Here is a 17,611-nt window from a genome sequence, read left to right on the forward strand (position 1 = left end):
AGTTACAACGGTCAACCACTACCATCAACTGATTACTGGTTTAGTGTACAGTATTTAGAACAAAATGTAAGTAAGGAGTTTAAGGCCCATTTCTCGCTGAAACGATAAATGATTAAATAAAAAAACCACTCGATTGAGTGGTTTTTTTTGTTTTATAAAAGTTGTGTGACTTCTGTTTTTAAATAACTTAGTGCTAATGAACTTGCGGATTCGCTTTCTAATAAATTACTCAAAATCTTTTCTCTTAATTTATCAGAATTAATAACCGTTTCGTCTAAAGCTGTTTTTCTTATGTTTTGAATGATAGTATTTTTTGCAGTTAAAATCATCGTCCAACAATCGTCTGAAATGTAAATTTGCTGAGCTAAATTATGTTCATATTCCTGCTCAATATGATGGATCAAAAGATTTTGATAATCCATTTTATTATCGTTTAAAGGTGCAACTCTGAGTAGCAATTTTGCAGGATTTATTCTTTCTAATAGCAAAGCCATTCTTTCATAAGCTTGTAAACGCAATGGTAAGGAATGTTTTTGATTTTCACGAAGCAACTGGAATCGTCTTCTGTTTTCTTCATTGTCAACAAATTTTTTAAAAAAGGTAAAAGCAATTGCACCAGTTAGCAACGCAGGAACCATATAAAGTACAACTTCTAAAATTTTGTCAATATCCATATTCGTAATTTTTAAATTGTTGACAAATATAATAGAAATAGGCATGAAATATATTGTAATTAAGTAGTAGTAATCATAAATTTGAACTTTCTGAAAAAATTATAATGCAAAAATATATTTCTCAACTTAACGAAGCTCAACAAGCACCTGTTTTTCAAAAGGATGGACCAATGATTATTATTGCTGGTGCAGGTTCTGGAAAAACTCGTGTATTGACTGTTCGTATTTCCTATTTGATGAGTTTAGGTGTTGATGCGTTCAATATTTTAGCTTTAACATTTACCAACAAAGCAGCACGTGAAATGAAAAAACGTATTGCTGATATCGTTGGAAACAATGAAGCCAAAAACCTTTGGATGGGAACATTTCACTCAGTTTTTGCACGTATTTTGAGAAGCGAAGCCGATAAGTTAGGTTATCCTTCTAATTTCACGATTTATGATTCGCAAGATAGCGTTCGATTGATTTCGGCAATTATAAAAGAGCAACAATTAGACAAAGATATTTATAAACCCAAACAAGTTTTTAGTCGAATTTCTTCCTATAAAAATTCGTTGATTACCGTAAAAGCCTATTTCAATAATCCCGAATTGCAAGAAGCAGATGCTATGAGCAAAAAGCCACGAATGGGTGAAATTTATCAGCATTATGTGGAACGTTGTTTTAAAAGTGGAGCAATGGATTTTGATGATTTATTATTAAAAACCAACGAATTGCTTAATCGTTTTCCAGATGTTTTGGCGAAGTATCAAGATAGGTTTCGTTATATATTAGTGGATGAGTACCAAGATACGAACCATTCACAATACTTAATTGTTCGCGCTTTATCGGATAGATTTCAGAATATATGTGTGGTTGGTGATGACGCGCAAAGTATTTATGCGTTTCGTGGAGCGAATATCAATAACATTCTCAATTTTCAAAAAGATTATGAAAATGTAAAAACCTATAGGCTTGAACAAAATTATCGTTCAACCAAAAACATAGTAGAAGCAGCCAATTCTATTATTGACAAAAACAAGACTAAGCTTGACAAAATTGTTTGGACTGCCAATGATTTTGGTCCAAAAATAAAAGTACACCGCAGTGTTACTGATGGAGAAGAAGGACGATTTGTTGCCAGTGAAATCTTTGACCTCAAAATGAGAAATCAAATGCTCAACGGTCAATTTGCTATATTATATCGAACCAATGCACAATCGCGTGCCATGGAAGATGCATTGCGAAAAAGAGATATTCCGTATCGAATTTATGGAGGTTTGTCTTTCTACCAAAGAAAAGAAATCAAAGACGTATTGTGTTATCTACGATTAGTAATTAATCCAAAGGATGAAGAAGCGTTGGTTCGAGTGATTAATTATCCTGCTCGAGGTATTGGAGACACAACGATTGAAAAATTAACCATTGCTGCTAATCATTACAAGCGTTCCATTTTTGAAGTAATGGAACATATTGATAAAATCGATTTAAAGCTTAACTCTGGAACAAAAGCAAAATTGCAAGATTTTGTGACAATGATTAAGAGTTTTCAAGTCATTAACGAAAGTCAAGATGCTTTTTATCTTGCCGATCATGTTTCTAAAAAAACAGGTTTGGTTCAAGAACTGAAAAAAGATGGAACTCCCGAAGGTATTGCTCGTATAGAAAATATCGAAGAGCTTTTGAATGGTATCAAAGATTTCACCGAAGGTCAAAAAGAAATTGACGGTGCTCGAGGTGCTTTGTCTGAATTTCTAGAAGATGTTGCCTTAGCTACTGATTTAGATAAAGATACTGGCGATGACGATAGAGTAGCTTTGATGACGATACATTTGGCGAAAGGATTAGAATTTCCATATGTTTTTATCGTTGGTTTGGAAGAAGATTTATTTCCAAGTGCGATGAGTTTAAATACGCGCAGCGAACTAGAAGAAGAACGTCGTCTATTTTATGTTGCTTTAACAAGAGCTGAACATCAAGCGTATTTAACCTACGCGCAATCACGATATCGTTGGGGAAAACTCACTGATGCTGAACCTTCGCGCTTTATTGAAGAAATAAAAGACGACTATTTAGAATATATAAATCCATCTGATGCTGGAGGTTATCGATACAAACCATCCATTGATTTGGATATTTTTGGCGATGTTGATAAATCAAAATTGCGTTTGGCAAAACCTTTGGCTGGAACACCACCAAAAAGAAATGATAACGAACCTGTTTCCTCGGCAACAATTCGTAAATTGAAACCAGTTTCGAGTAATGCTCCAAACAATACTAATTTATTTGACAGCAAATTAACCGTAGGCGATGTTGTGATGCACGAGCGATTTGGAAAAGGACAAATCATCAACCTTGAAGGTGTTGGCGCTGATAAAAAAGCGGAAATTAAATTTGACGTTGGCGGAATTAAAAAATTGTTGTTGCGTTTTGCGAAATTGGATGTGATTGGTTAGATAATATTTGATATGAAATATTAAATATCGAAAATCATAAATCATAAATCTAGCTTCAAATATCTAATATTTAATATCTAAAATTTAATATCTAAATGGCAGAATTCATTAAAATATACGAAGACAAACCCAGCGAAGCGGCTATTAAAAAAGTAGTGCAAGTTTTGCGCGATGGTGGATTGGTGATTTATCCAACCGATACCGTATATGGTTTGGGTTGCGATATTACCAATTCACGAGCTTTGGAACGCATTGCAAAGATTAAAGGAATTAAACTTGAAAAAGCCAACTTCTCTTTTATTTGTCATGATTTGAGTAATCTTTCTGACTACGTTCGCCAGATTGATACTGCTACATTTAAGATATTAAAACGTACTTTGCCTGGACCATATACTTTTATTTTGCCAGGAAACAACGATTTACCGAAAGAATTTCGCAAGAAAAAAACCGTCGGAATTCGTGTTCCGGATAATAATATTGCTTTAGAAATTGTTAAACTTTTGGGAAATCCAATCGTTTCTACTTCCATTCACGACGAAGATGAAGTATTAGAATATTCAACTGATCCGGAACTGATTTTTGAGAAATGGCAACATCTTGTAGATTTGGTAATCGATGGTGGTTATGGCGATAATATTGGTTCTACGATTATTGATTTATCGGGTTATGAACCTGTTATTGTTAGAGAAGGAAAAGGCGATCCAGATATATTTTAGTTGTTAGATTACTGTTTTTTCCTTGCTACGGCAATATTGTATTCATTAATCAAATCAATAATCTGCGCTTCTTTTACCATGAGTTTTGATGCGTATAATTTTTCCAGTTTTTTGTCGATGTCCTCATTTCCATGAAGATATACTTTTAATAATTCATACAGTTCATCTGTCAGTTCTAATTTATTTTTTTGGTTGATTACTTCTAATTTTGAGTCGTAAATGGATATGTAATAGGTTATATCTTCTTGAGAATTATAAAAAGTTCCTTGATAGGCATTTCCACTAGCGGCAATTAAAACTACGTTTTTAAATAGTTTTACTTTCCCAACCGTTACTCTATGAAAAAATTTATACTCAACTCGTTTTTTATAATCATCTATATGTGCAGTTTCTAATGCACGATAATCGTATCTATCTACTTCTTTGGCTTTAATTTTATCAACCAAAGGATTTTTTACTCTTTCGTAATGTTTATTTTCCTTTGCATCATAATAACTGATGATTTCGTCAATATTGTATTTTACTTTTTTACCGTTTTTTATCGTTTTTACTTTATCGTCTGTAGTAGTTACTTTTTCTACATAAATAGTATCCAAAGATTTTGTAACGATAAAATCAGATTGTTGTGCATTACAGTAGGAGCAAAGCACTGTCGCTATTAGTGTTATTTTGTTAAGGATTTTTTGTTTCATTGTTTTTTATAATTGGTTTTTGACTTTGGCGGATACCTTGTTTACTTTGGCGGATGCTTTGTTTACTTTGGCGGATGTCTTGTTCACTTTGGCGGATGCTTTGTTTAGTTTGGCGGATGTCTTGTTCACTTTGGCGGATGTCTTGTTTACTTTGGCGGATGCTTTGTTTACTTTGGCGGATGCCTTGTTCACTTTGGCCGGTGTCTTGTTTACTTTGGCCAATGTCTTGTTCACTTTGGCCAGTGTCTTGTTTACTTTGGCCAATGTCTTGTTCACTTTGGCCAGTGTCTTGTTTAGTTTGGCCAGTGCCTTGTTTACTTTGGCCGGTGCTTTGTTCACTTTGGCCAGTGTCTTGTTTATTTTTTAAAAAGTTAGTTTCAAAGGTACTTTTTAGGTTTGTTCTAACGTGAATTTCCTTTATCGCAAAATTTTTGAGAAGCTAGCTTGTTGTTTTTTTGCTTGGCGACAGTTGCGATACCAATGAACTGCGTATTGATTGCTAAGATAAAATATTTTCGTGAAGAAAGAAGTTCAATTCAAGGAAAACTAGCAATAGCGCGAAATCTGCTGTTAGCAGACGTTTTTAGTTGATTCCAGTATTACGGATGTTTCTTAACCAAAAGTTTATTGTTTTTTGAATTTCGTTTCTAAAGTCTTCAATCATAGGGATTGCAATATTTTTGTTTGAAATATGTGTTTGCTTTTTTCTGTCATTAAAAATTTTCGCAAATTCAAATGTTCCACTATCAATTATATCAAAACAAAATTCAATTGTTGGGATTTTATTATTATTTCGAACTTTAAAACAGGTATTCACTTTAGCTGAAAATACAATACCATTTGTTGAATTCCTTATAGTTTTAATAATACCAACATTAAAATAACAACAATCAGGTTCATTTGGATCTTGAGGTGAAATACCAAACTCATATTCTAAATTGTCAGTATTACTTCCAATAAATTGATTTAAATCTTTTAAAAACCATTCTTCAATTTCTGTTTCGTATTTGTGTAGTATTTCCATTAATTATTTTTTATTTGTCAATAATTCCCATTTGTTAATTTGCAAATAATTTTTTGCTGAGAACGGCTCATTGTTGTTGATTTCCAAACTAATACTGTCTTTTTTTATTAAACTACTAATAATATTTTCATCTTCTAAAAGAGAAATGTTAATCTTAGAAATTCTAAAACCATCTTTATCTTTTAGTTCAATTATAAGATTATTTATACTATCTAAGGTTTTTATTTTAGTATTAATTTTCAATTGGTAGAATAGTTTTCTATTGTCATATTTTACTTTAAGATTACCCTTTATTCCTGTCGTAATATTAGTGTCTGTGCCTAAATTTATATTTTCAAATTGAGTTTCTTTATTTGCAGCTTTACTTTCTTGATTTTGAATGAACGAACCAGTTAATTGAAATAGAAATCCTAATACAAGGAATGACATTGCAACTTTAGACCATATTTTATGTTTTTTTTCATCTTCTTCGCTCATTCCATTATCCATCAAGATATGTTCCCAAAGATTGTCGGGTAATATTCCATATTTGAATAATAAAATAACACCAATTAAATCAAGCGATAAGCCAATTATATTATATATCATAAAACTTAATTTTTGTTTTTCAATTTACCGAATTGTTCCATCACGATGGAAAAATGTCTGCTAACTAGCAGATTACCTCAAATTCCCTTTGTAATTACTTGTAAACAATTACAAACGTTTACAAGTAATTATATTCGTAAATATATAAAATAAAACATCAGCCCTATATTTTGAAAAACAAAAAATAGTATCTTGTGGCAAATTAAAACCGTTATTTTGAAAAAGCTTTTTTCACTTTTGTTACTTTTTTGTTCCTCTATTGTTTTGGCTCAAACTATTAAGGGTAGAATTCTTGACGAAACCAATCAGCCGCTTTTTGGAGCCAATATTTATCTAGATGGAACGTCTATTGCAACGGTGAGTAACGAAAATGGTGTTTTCCAGCTTACTGTACCTTCAAAAATCAATGCGAGTTTGGTGATTAGTTATATCGGTTATCAATCGGTAACGGTCGATTCGTATTCGGCTACGGAAGAGTTACAAATCAAATTGCAACCATCAACAAACACTTTGAAAGAAGTTGTGGTGAAAAAAAATCGGTTTACTCGAAAACAAATGTTGAAGCTATTCCGAGAGCAGTTTCTTGGCGATACCAAAGCTGGGCGGAAAGCAATTATCACTAACGAAGCAGATATTGATTTTGAATATGACGAAAAATATAAAGTGCTTGTAGCTACTTCGGATAAACCGTTGATTATACAAAATCCAGTTTTGGGATATGAAGTGGCGTATGAAATCAGTTCATTTGTAGTAGAGTTTCATTCGCTGAGTATTGAGTCAAGAGATGTTCATAAAATTTTGTTCACAGGCGTTTCTCGATTTACAGAAACGGATAAATCAGCCAAAGTGATTAACGAACGCTTGAAATCCTATCGTGGTTCGGTGTTGCATTTTTTCCGAAGTTTGGTTAGTGATAAAATGGCTGAAAATCAGTTTTTGCTCGTAAAAAACAAGAAAGTTGCTTCTGTGAAAAGTAATTTTATTTTTAAAGACAATTCAGGTTTAAAAGAGGTAAACCTGACCGACAAACCCGTTCAAATTACTTCTAAAAACGCATTGGTCGACACGAAGTTTTATTCGCATTATCAAATTTCTTTTGACAAAAGCAGAACCTCTGCTGTTACTTTCTTAACACCTGTTTTTAATGTTGATCAATTTGGAATTCATTCTAATGTGCAAGATATTTTATTTGCTGGCGATATGAGTGATAAACGAATTGGTGATTTGCTTCCTACCAATTATGGAATAGAGGAATAAAAAAAACGCCGAGAAAATCACAGCGTTTATTATCTAATAATCTAGTTATCTAAAAATCTAACTATCTATTTTATTCTTGCATTGTATGATAAACGTTCATCACATCATCGTCTTCTTCAATTTTTTCTAAAAGTTTTTCAACATCTGCCACTTGCTCAGCAGTAAGTTCCTTGGTTATTTGAGGAATACGTTCAAATCCTGAAGACAATATTTCTAAACCTCTTGTTTCCAATTCTTTTTGAATAGCACCAAAACTTTCGAAAGGCGCATACATTAAAATTCCGTCTTCATCAGCAAAAATTTCTTCCACACCAAAGTCAATCATTTCCAATTCAAGTTCTTCTACATCTTGACCTTCGGAAGGTATGCGGAAATTACAAGTATGGTCAAACATGAATTCCACCGAACCTTGTGTTCCCAGTGTTCCGTTACATTTATTGAAATAACTTCTGATGTTGGCAACTGTTCTATTATTATTGTCTGTTGCCGTTTCAATTAAAATAGCAATTCCGTGTGGTGCATAACCTTCAAAAAGTACTTCTTTGAAGTTAGCTGAGTCTTTATCGGATGCTTTTTTTATAGCACGTTCTACATTTTCTTTCGGCATGTTTGCCGCTTTTGCATTCTGAATGACAGCTCTTAAGCGTGAGTTGGACTCTGGATTTGGTCCACCTTCTTTTACTGCCATTACAATATCTTTTCCAATGCGAGTAAACGTTTTGGCCATGGCTGACCAACGTTTCATTTTACGTGCTTTTCTAAATTCGAATGCTCTTCCCATTTCTTGGTGTATATTTTTTTGCAAAAATAAGGTAATATTATTTTATTCCCAATTTCTGTATTCTATTTTTAATTTGCCGGAACATGTTTAGAAATAAACATATCACCTGTTGAATTCCAATTATTTAGTAGACTGTTTTTTTCTTGATAATTGCTATTGTTTGTTTTGTTGAAGTTTTCAATTTCTTTGTTAACTTGTTTTACCATAGCATTGTAGTTATCAATTTCTTCTTTTGTTTTGTCTTTTGCTGCTTTGCTTTCTAATGATTTTTTAGCATTTTCAAATTTTTCATTGAACATATAAAAGTCAACCATTTTTGGCACAAAAACTTCAGCTTCTTTTTTGTAAAATTCCAAGCATTTTTTTGTTGCTAGTAGCAATGAATTGTCTTTTTCATATGGTTGTATCACTTTAATTTTTTCTAATCCTTCATTAGCATATTGAAGTAAAGCGTTTCCATTTTGTTGAATTGCTCCCAAATCTTTCTTTTCAATTGCTAATGACAAGTTTAAATCGGTAATATTAGTTTTAAAGAATAAAAGATAAAGTGCAGTGTGATAATCAAATACTTTTCCAGAAATGTTTATCTTTTTTGACAATTCTGTTTCTTGATTATTTATTGTGATGCTATATTTTTGGGCAAATTCGTTGAAGGCAAGAGTTGCTTTATCATTTTCTTCGTCAATTTTTTTATTAACCAAATCTCTCATCATAAGATAGGCTTCCATTGCATCATACGACTGTTCTGCAACTTCTTGCATGTTAATGATTTTATCATACTCTTCGTTGAGGCTTATTTCACAAAAATTCAGATAATCAATAACTTTCTTTTGGTAATCAGTATCGCCTTTATAACCATTTTTTATATCGGTTATTTTCTTTCTTGAGGTTTGGATGCTTTTTATTAATTGTTTTCGAGTAGCATCAATTTTTCGAGCACTTTTGGAATGAGCCACAGCAGATGTATATTTCCAAGTGCTTCGGGAAATCAGTTCTTGTTCTTTATTTATAAATGTTAGATAATCGGATGGTTTATTAAATTCTTGTGAAAAAACACTTAATGAACTTAAAAGCACAAATGCTACTATTATTTTTAATTTCATGTTTATGGAGTTGTTAAATCGGTTAATATGTTTACAGCTTCTAAAATAGCAAAATTTTGTTTTACCATTTTAACTCGAGTTTCAGAAATAGTTTTTAGAAATGAATCATATTTTTGATAATCTAAATCAATTTTATTCAGTTGAACATTAATAGGATGTTCTATTTCGGAATACGCTTTTAGTTCTTTCCAAAGCGTATTTATTTTAGAAATATCGTTGTAAACATTTTCGAAATTTAAAACAATTGGCGGAAATTGTGTCTCATAAAATGGATTTATCTTTTCGTTCAAAGAAATAATTTTTTTTACTTCTTCGGAATTTAGTATTCTCTCTTTACTTTTTTGAATGGCAGCAGTATAATTATTGTTTTTGTACAACTCATATTTAAGTTTTACTTCAATTTCATCACTTTTTAATGCCGATTTATTGGTTTTTTCTCTTGGTATTTGCTTGTCAAGAATTGAATGTATTTCCACATCAGGAGTAAGTCCAATGAATTGATTACTTTTTCCAGTTATTCTATAAAATTTTTCTAAAGTGATTTTAACAAATTCGTTATTTGAATTTTCAATTGGAAAAACTTGTTGCATGGTTGCTTTTCCTAAAGTAGTGTTTCCAACGATGATTGCTCTTTGGTAATCTTGCATGGTATTTCCAAATAATTCGCTTGCTGATGCCGAGAAACCATTAACCAGTACAGCCATGTTTCCATTGAAGATAGTACCGCGATTTGTATCTTTTAAAATATTTTTTTTATTGTTTTTATCATTCATGACTGCAACTGGTCCAATGTCAATAAACAAACCGCAAAGTCGAATAGCTTCTTCCAAAGAACCTCCACCATTGTTTTGCAAATCAATGATTAAGCCATCGATTTTTTCTTCGTTTAATTTAAAAACTTCTTTAGCTACATCATCACTTATATTTGATTTGCCATTGTCGAAAGCTGCATAAAAAGATGGGATTTTTATGTAACCAAACTTTTTGTCATTGTTGTTTAGAATAAAACTATAGACATTGTTTTGAACATCTTTCAAAATCTTTTTATCTAATCGAATGCTATATACAGAACCGTTTATTTTTCTAAAAGTAAATTCGGCTGTTTTATAGGTGTCAGAATTTAGTATTTCAAATAATTTTTCTACAGATATGCAATCAATAACATATTCAGTTTCATTGTGAACAATTTTTAAAAGAATATCGTTTTTTTCTATTTTTTCACTGTAGTAGGCTGAACTTCCCGGAAGTATTTCGGCTACATAAATTTCATCAGAATCATTTTGAGCAATATAAAAGCCAAAACTTAAATTGTCTGAACTTAAATGAGAGTAAAAACTTGATCTTGATTTTTGTGAAAAATAGGTAGAATGTGGATCAAAATAGGAACAAAAAACAGTGAAGAATTTTTCGTTAAAATCTTCTTTGCTTAAATGTAAATCAGCTGCTTTGCACAGGAATTTTTCAAACAGCTTGCCTTTTTTTGTATCATAAATAGATTTAAAATTAGTAACCAAGGAGTCTTTGTTTGAGTTAATTTCGCTAATTTCTCTTAGAATTGAAAATAGAAGTCTTTTTTTATAAAGTTTTTTTAACTCAATTTCATTTTTCAAATGTGGAAAACTTTTTCGTGACAAAGTAATAGTTTCAGTACTACTCGTTGGAAAATTTTCATTGTTAAGTTCTTTAATAGTAGCTACATATCGGTTTATAACCTGTGTGTAACTTTGATACATAACTTCAAGAAAGTTACAGTCTTTACTTTTGATATAATCATCAATTTTATACTTGAAATCGTTGAGTTTTTCTAAATCAACTTCAGTAAACAACCTATTGTTTTCGTCTAATTCACTCAGGAAATTAGTGTAAACATAAGTAGATAAACTATCATCAACAGGTTTTGTACTGTAATGTAGTTTCTGAAATAAGTCATTAACTTTTGATAGCGTTACACAAGGAATTTGTTCGCTTTGGGCCAAAAGCAAAACGGGTGTAAACAAGAGTATAAAAAGTATTTTTTTCAGTAGGATTATGGATTATTTTTTATAAAAAGGCATTTTCACCACTTTAGCCGCAATTTTTTTATCTCTAATTACAATAAAAATTTCGCTATCTACTGTTGAAAATTCGGTTGTAACATAACCCATTCCGATTGCTTTTCCTAAACTTGGTGCCATTGTTCCCGATGTTACAATGCCTATGTTGGTTCCGTTTGCATCTACAATTTCATAATCATGTCTTGGAATGCCTCTTTCGGTTAATTCAAAACCAACTAATTTTCTAGAAACTCCAGCTTCTTTTTGTTTTTTCAGATTTTCAGAATTCGTAAATTCTTTAGTGAATTTAGTAATCCAACCCAAACCAGCTTCAAGTGGCGAAGTCGTATCGTTGATGTCGTTTCCATACAAACAAAAACCCATTTCCAAACGCAAAGTATCGCGAGCAGCTAATCCAACAGGTTTTATCCCGAATGATTTTCCTGCTTCAAAAACTTGGTTCCAAACGTGTTCTACTTCTTCATTTTTGCAATAAATTTCAAATCCACCCGAACCTGTATAACCTGTAGCAGAAATAATTACATCATCAATTCCAGCAAAATTGCCTACTTCAAAATGGTAATATTTTATTTCAGATAAATTGATAGAAGTCAACGATTGCATAGCTTCAACCGCTTTCGGACCTTGAATTGCAAGTAATGAATAATCATCTGAAAGGTCTTTCATTTCAACTCCTAAGTCATTAAAAGAAGAAATCCAGTTCCAATCTTTTTCAATATTAGAAGCGTTAACCACTAATAAATATTGGTTTTCTTTCATTTTGTAAACAATTAAATCGTCAACAATTCCACCATCTTTATTAGGTAAACAAGAATATTGTGCTTTTCCGATTTCTAGAGTAGAAGCATCGTTTGAAGTTACTTTTTGTATCAAAGCCAAGGCATTTTCACCAGTTAGCAAAAATTCGCCCATGTGTGAAACATCAAAAACTCCAACACCAGTGCGAACAATTTCGTGTTCAGCATTTACTCCTTCATATTGTACAGGCATATTGTATCCTGCAAACGGAACCATTTTTGCTCCGAGACTTTCGTGAATATGCGTTAAAGCGGTATTTTTCATTCGTTTTATTATAATTTAGTTTGTTTGTGTTGTTTTATATGAATATTAGATTTTAGATATCTAATATTAAATATTTAAAATCTACTATTTATTTTCTAACAAAAGGCGGTAACAGTTTAGTGGTTACTTCACCAAATCCAATTCTCACTGAACTGTTTTGGCAATAGCCTTTAAACGTAACGGTATCGTTGTCATTTATGAATTTACGTTCTGAACCATCATTCATTTTGATTGGATTTTTTCCACCCCAAGTTAATTCAAGCATAGAGCCAAAGCTGTCTGGAGTTGGACCAGAAATCGTTCCAGAACCCATCATATCACCCGAATTTACGCGACAACCGTTTGAAGTGTGATGTGCTAATTGTTGCGCCATTGACCAATACATATATTTAAAATTGGATTTAGAAAGTAGCGTTGGTTCTACATTTTCAGGTTCAAGATATACTTCCAAATTGATGTCAAAAGTATGTTTTCCTTTTTGTTGCAAATAGGGAAGTGGTGTTGGTTCTTGAACTGGACCTTTAGCTCTAAACGGTTCCAAAGCATCCATGGTTACTATCCAAGGAGAAATGGAGCAAGCAAAGTTTTTGGCTAAAAATGGTCCAAGCGGAACATATTCCCATTTTTGAATGTCTCTTGCGCTCCAATCGTTCAATAAAACCATCCCGAATATATAATCTTCTGCTTCATTGATAGGAATGTTTTCACCCATAATGTTGGCATCTGTAGTAATAAAAGCAGTTTCTAATTCAAAATCAACCGAACGTGACGGACCAAAAACAGGTGTTGTTTCGCCATTAGGCAACGTTTGTCCCATTGGTCGATGAATAGGAATTCCAGAAGGTATAATCGTAGAACTTCTACCATGATAGCCAACAGGAATGTGAAGCCAGTTTGGCAATAAAGCATTTTCAGGATCACGGAACATTTTACCCACATTGGTAGCGTGTTCTTTACTGGAATAAAAATCAGTATAATCACCAATCAAAACAGGAAGTTGCATTTCTACTTCATCCATTTTGAAAATGACAATATCTCTGTGTTCTTGATTATCTCTTAGTTCTGGATTGTTGCTGTCAAAAATATCTCCAATACGATTTCTAACCAATCGCCATGTTTTTTTTCCGTCCGAAATAAAATCGTTCAGCGTGTCTTGCATGAACATATCGTCAGTTAATTCTATACCATCAAAATAGTTTAGTTGTTGCAAAGCACCTAAATCGATAGCATAATCTCCAATTCGTGTTCCAATTGTGATGACATCATCTTTAGTCAAGAAAACACCAAAAGGAATATTTTGAATAGGAAAGTCGCTGTTTTCTAATACAGTAAGCCACGATTTTCTTTTAGGATTGTTGGTTGTTATGGGCATTTTATGAAGATTTATTTTGTTGAAAAAATTCTAATCAAATATATCATTTACTATTAATTTACCAAACGATTTTTGTAATTTTGAACTCAATTTAACGAAATATTTAGAAATGCAACGCGACGAACAAATTTTTGACCTTATTCTAGAAGAACAAGACAGACAAATTCACGGAATTGAACTTATCGCCTCTGAAAACTTTGTGAGTGATCAAGTGATGGAAGCAGCAGGTTCTGTTTTAACAAATAAATATGCCGAAGGTTATCCAGGTAAACGCTATTATGGTGGCTGTGAAGTAGTAGATGTGATTGAGCAAATCGCTATCGATAGAGCCAAAGCATTATTTGGTGCCGAATATGTAAACGTTCAACCACACTCAGGTTCACAAGCCAACACTGCTGTTTTTGCCGCTTGTTTAAAACCAGGTGACAAAATCTTAGGATTTGATTTGTCTCACGGTGGACACTTAACGCATGGTTCTCCCGTAAATTTCTCAGGGAAATTATATACTCCAAGTTTTTATGGTGTGGAAAAAGAAACAGGTGTTTTGAACTATGATAAAATTCAAGAAATAGCAACTAAGGAACAACCTAAAATGATTATTGCTGGTGCATCAGCCTATTCACGTGATATGGATTTTAAACGTTTCCGTGAAATTGCTGATAGTGTTGGAGCATTACTTTTAGCTGATATTTCGCATCCTGCGGGATTAATTGCGAAAGGATTGATGAACGATCCAATTCCACATTGTCATATCGTAACTACTACAACTCATAAAACACTACGTGGACCGAGAGGTGGAATTATTATGATGGGGAAAGATTTCCCAAATCCTTGGGGTTTAACTACGCCAAAAGGAGAAATCAGAATGATGTCGCATGTTTTGGATATGTCTGTTTTTCCTGGTAATCAAGGTGGACCATTAGAGCATATTATTGCGGCGAAAGCAGTAGCGTTTGGCGAAGCATTGTCAGATGAGTTTTTTGCTTATCAAATGCAAGTGCAGAAAAACGCTAAAGCTATGGCAGCAGCTTTTGTAAAAAGAGGTTATGATATTATCTCTGGTGGAACAGACAACCACATGATGTTGATTGATTTGCGCAACAAAAATATCTCGGGTAAAGATGCAGAAACCGCTTTAGGTAAAGCCGAAATCACTGTAAATAAAAACATGGTGCCATTTGATGATAAATCACCATTTGTAACTTCAGGTATTCGTGTTGGAACACCTGCAATCACTACTCGTGGATTGGTAGAAGCTGACATGGAAACGATTGTTGATTTAATCGATAGAGTTTTGACGAATGCTACTAATGATGAATTGTTAGAAGAAATTGCAGATGAAGTAAACGAAATGATGAGCGAAAGAGCCATTTTCGTCTATTAATTGATATAAAAACTATATTAAAAAAACCTTCAGATTTCTGAAGGTTTTTTTTATTCCAAAAGCTATTTAATTTACCTTTTTATGTTGTAAATTTGAGTAACACAACTCAATTCATTTCAAATGAAATTAACGAAAGTCTTTTGTTTCTCCATTACCATTTTGATTGTTTCCTGTTCTAAAAATGACACTGAGGAAATGAAACCTACAGTTGGATCTATTACCGAAAGTGTTTATGCTTCGGGTGTCATAAAATCCGAAAATCAATATACCGTATATGCTACAGTCAGTGGTGTGTTGCAAAAAATAAAGGTTACTCCTGGACAAACTATAGCCAAAGGACAGACATTATTTCAAATCGAAAGCGATAAAGCATCACTCACTACTGAAAATGCCCGCTTGGCTTATCAACTAAGTAACGAAAACAGTCGGTACATTCAAGATAAAATTGCTGAAATGGAAACCAAAGTACAAATGGCAAAAGATAAATTAATAGTGGACCAATCGGTTTATAATCGCAATAAAAACATAAAACAATACAAAGTAATCTCTGAAGTAGAATACGAACGGGTAGAACTAACCTATAAAAACTCAAAATCCAATTACGAGTCTGCTGTAAAACAATTGTCACAATTGAAACTACAATTAAAAAATGACCAAAACAGAAACAGCAATAATCTTAAGATAAGTGAAAAATCCCAAAGCGATTTTGAAGTAAAAAGCGCTTTTTCCGGAGAACTATTTGATGTTCTTGTTAAAGAAGGAACGCTTATTACCTCTCAAATGCCTTTAGCTGTTATTGGAGAGAAAAATAAATACCTGCTCGAACTCGATGTAGATGAAAACGATATGGTCAAAGTGATTTTAGGACAAAAAATAGTAGTTACGCTAGATAGTTATAAAGGCAAAGTATTTGAAGCGAAAGTAGATAAAATTTACCCTATCATGGACGAACGCTCACGAACCTTTAAAATAGAAGCATATTTCGACAATCCTCCAGCAAAATTATATCCCAATCTAACTGCCGAAGCCAACATCATTATTCAAACCAAAAAAAACGCATTAACCATTCCGAAAAGCTATTTGATTGACGATAAATTTGTGTTAGTAAATGAAGACGAAAAACGCCAAGTAAAAATTGGATTAAACGATTATCAAAACGTTGAAATTCTAGAAGGGTTAACCGCTGGCGAAACCATTTACAAACCCAAATAATGAATTTCAAACTCATTCTAAATATTGCCATCCACTTGCTTCGAGCTCGATTGAAACAGTCTATTGTAGCTGCTGTAGGCGTAACTTTTGGAATTGCTATGTTTATTGCTTTAGTCAGTTTTATGAATGGATTGAACGATTTACTCGACGGATTAATGCTCAATCGAACGCCACATGTCCGTTTATATAACGAGATTAAACCTTCTGAAAACCAACCTATTTCACTTTCAGAAAAATATAAAAATGATATCCATTTTATTTCCTCAGTGAAACCAAAAGATAGAGGTAAAGCCATCTATAACAGCAAAGCCATTGTCCATTTTTTAAAACAAGATCAACGCATTATTGATGTAGCCTCTAAAATAACAACACCTGTTTTTTTTAATTCGGGAACCATCGAAATTTCAGGAGTTATTAGTGGTATTGATGTTACTGCCGAAGAGAAGCTATTCAAAATAAGCGATTATGTTATCGAAGGCAATGTTATTGATTTAGAGCAAAACAACAGTATCATCATCGGAAAAGGTTTAGCCGATAAAATGCTCTTGGTTAAAGGCGACATCATTAAGATTACTACAGCCAAAGGAAACTTAGCATCACTAAAAATTGTGGGTATTTCTCAAATTGGTATTTCTGAAATTGACGATACTAGTAGTTATACCTCGTTAGAAACTGCGCAAAAATTATTAGGCGAAGCCACTAATTACATTACAGATATTCAAATAAAACTATTCGATATATCCACTTCACCATCGGTTGCAAAAGAGTTTCAAGAGAAATTTGAGTTGGATGCTGTCGATTACCAAACAGCCAATTCCCAATTTGAAACTGGAAGTTCAGTAAGAAGTATAATTTCGTATGCCGTTGGAATTGTACTGTTGATAGTAGCTGGTTTTGGAATTTACAACATCTTGAATATGATGATTTTTGAAAAAATGGATAGCATTGCCATTCTAAAAGCAACTGGATTTTCGGGTAGCGATGTCAAGTGGATTTTCATATCACTTTCTATGATTATTGGTTTGACTGGTGGTGTTTTTGGATTGCTGTTCGGGTTTGCTTTTACTGTAATTATTGATAACATTCCTTTTAATACCGCATCCTTGCCCACAATTTCTACTTATCCCATCAATTATGATCCCTTGTTTTATATAATCGGAATTTCTTTTGCGATAATTACAACAGGTATTGCTGGACTTTTACCTGCCATGAAAGCCAGCAAAATTGATCCAGTTGAAATTATTAGAGGAAAATGAG

The 17,611-nt window shown here is 32.7% G+C and carries 17 protein-coding genes; 7 read left to right on the forward strand and 10 right to left on the reverse strand.

The annotated features are described in order from the left end of the window. Positions 1-108, forward strand: a 108-nt coding sequence (locus tag BC748_RS00845; RefSeq protein WP_133531573.1) for a T9SS type B sorting domain-containing protein, incomplete at its 5' end; no start/stop codon positions are given. A gap of 44 nt (positions 109-152) precedes the next feature. On the opposite strand, the gene BC748_RS00850 is transcribed toward BC748_RS00845, so the two are convergent. Continuing rightward, on the reverse strand, positions 153-674 hold the full coding sequence (locus BC748_RS00850) for a DUF7935 family protein (protein WP_133531574.1): 522 nt from the start codon (positions 672-674) through the stop codon (positions 153-155). 104 nt (positions 675-778) lie between these two features. On the opposite strand from BC748_RS00850, the gene BC748_RS00855 reads away from it, so the two are divergent. Together BC748_RS00855 and BC748_RS00860 are read left to right on the forward strand one after the other, a co-directional pair. Next, complete coding sequence (locus BC748_RS00855) at positions 779-3,109, forward strand: ATP-dependent helicase (RefSeq protein WP_133531575.1); 2,331 nt, start codon at positions 779-781, stop codon at positions 3,107-3,109. 95 nt (positions 3,110-3,204) lie between these two features. Next, on the forward strand, positions 3,205-3,825 hold the full coding sequence (locus tag BC748_RS00860) for an L-threonylcarbamoyladenylate synthase (protein WP_133531576.1): 621 nt from the start codon (positions 3,205-3,207) through the stop codon (positions 3,823-3,825). An 8-nt stretch (positions 3,826-3,833) separates the two neighbouring features. Here BC748_RS00860 and BC748_RS00865 read toward each other — a convergent pair whose 3' ends face one another. The 4 genes from BC748_RS00865 to BC748_RS00880 form a co-directional block, all read right to left on the reverse strand. Further along, positions 3,834-4,517 (reverse strand): hypothetical protein, encoded by a 684-nt coding sequence (locus BC748_RS00865; protein ID WP_133531577.1) that lies wholly within the window; start codon positions 4,515-4,517, stop codon positions 3,834-3,836. A 6-nt stretch (positions 4,518-4,523) separates the two neighbouring features. Beyond that, positions 4,524-4,856, reverse strand: a complete 333-nt coding sequence (locus BC748_RS00870) for a hypothetical protein (RefSeq protein WP_133531578.1) — start codon at positions 4,854-4,856, stop codon at positions 4,524-4,526. Positions 4,857-5,100: 244 nt separating this feature from the next. Beyond that, positions 5,101-5,541, reverse strand: a complete 441-nt coding sequence (locus tag BC748_RS00875) for a hypothetical protein (RefSeq protein ID WP_133531579.1) — start codon at positions 5,539-5,541, stop codon at positions 5,101-5,103. A gap of 3 nt (positions 5,542-5,544) precedes the next feature. After that, complete coding sequence (locus BC748_RS00880) at positions 5,545-6,129, reverse strand: hypothetical protein (protein ID WP_133531580.1); 585 nt, start codon at positions 6,127-6,129, stop codon at positions 5,545-5,547. Between the two features lie 216 nt (positions 6,130-6,345). Here BC748_RS00880 and BC748_RS00885 point away from each other — a divergent pair, with 216 nt between their 5' ends. Continuing rightward, on the forward strand, positions 6,346-7,386 hold the full coding sequence (locus BC748_RS00885; RefSeq protein WP_162846380.1) for a carboxypeptidase-like regulatory domain-containing protein: 1,041 nt from the start codon (positions 6,346-6,348) through the stop codon (positions 7,384-7,386). Positions 7,387-7,456: 70 nt separating this feature from the next. Here BC748_RS00885 and BC748_RS00890 read toward each other — a convergent pair whose 3' ends face one another. From BC748_RS00890 to fahA, 5 genes are all read right to left on the reverse strand, one after another. Beyond that, positions 7,457-8,167, reverse strand: coding sequence for a YebC/PmpR family DNA-binding transcriptional regulator (locus BC748_RS00890; RefSeq protein ID WP_133531582.1), 711 nt, complete (start codon positions 8,165-8,167; stop codon positions 7,457-7,459). 68 nt (positions 8,168-8,235) lie between these two features. Further along, positions 8,236-9,270: an LIC11966 family surface protein gene (locus tag BC748_RS00895; RefSeq protein ID WP_133531583.1), complete on the reverse strand. Its 1,035-nt coding sequence runs from the start codon at positions 9,268-9,270 to the stop codon at positions 8,236-8,238. Positions 9,271-9,272: 2 nt separating this feature from the next. Beyond that, positions 9,273-11,267, reverse strand: a complete 1,995-nt coding sequence (locus BC748_RS00900; protein WP_133531584.1) for a S41 family peptidase — start codon at positions 11,265-11,267, stop codon at positions 9,273-9,275. Positions 11,268-11,303: 36 nt separating this feature from the next. Then, complete coding sequence (gene gcvT, locus BC748_RS00905) at positions 11,304-12,386, reverse strand: glycine cleavage system aminomethyltransferase GcvT (RefSeq protein ID WP_133531585.1); 1,083 nt, start codon at positions 12,384-12,386, stop codon at positions 11,304-11,306. Positions 12,387-12,474: 88 nt separating this feature from the next. Then, positions 12,475-13,758 carry a fumarylacetoacetase gene (gene fahA / locus BC748_RS00910; RefSeq protein ID WP_133531586.1) on the reverse strand — a complete coding sequence of 428 codons (1,284 nt, stop codon included), beginning with the start codon at positions 13,756-13,758 and terminating at the stop codon, positions 12,475-12,477. Positions 13,759-13,867: 109 nt separating this feature from the next. Here fahA and glyA point away from each other — a divergent pair, with 109 nt between their 5' ends. The 3 genes from glyA to BC748_RS00925 all read left to right on the forward strand — a co-directional run bounded on the left by glyA (position 13,868) and on the right by BC748_RS00925 (position 17,610). Then, complete coding sequence (glyA, locus tag BC748_RS00915) at positions 13,868-15,142, forward strand: serine hydroxymethyltransferase (RefSeq protein WP_133531587.1); 1,275 nt, start codon at positions 13,868-13,870, stop codon at positions 15,140-15,142. A gap of 120 nt (positions 15,143-15,262) precedes the next feature. Next, a complete protein-coding gene (locus tag BC748_RS00920; RefSeq protein ID WP_133531588.1) occupies positions 15,263-16,354 on the forward strand; it encodes an efflux RND transporter periplasmic adaptor subunit in 1,092 nt (363 codons plus the stop codon). Next, complete coding sequence (locus BC748_RS00925) at positions 16,354-17,610, forward strand: ABC transporter permease (RefSeq protein ID WP_133531589.1); 1,257 nt, start codon at positions 16,354-16,356, stop codon at positions 17,608-17,610. The genes BC748_RS00920 and BC748_RS00925 overlap by 1 nt, the downstream gene beginning before the upstream one ends. Position 17,611: the final 1 nt, after the last annotated feature.

Origin of the sequence: Flavobacterium dankookense (assembly GCF_004362665.1) — a bacterium.
GTDB lineage: Bacteria > Bacteroidota > Bacteroidia > Flavobacteriales > Flavobacteriaceae > Flavobacterium > Flavobacterium dankookense.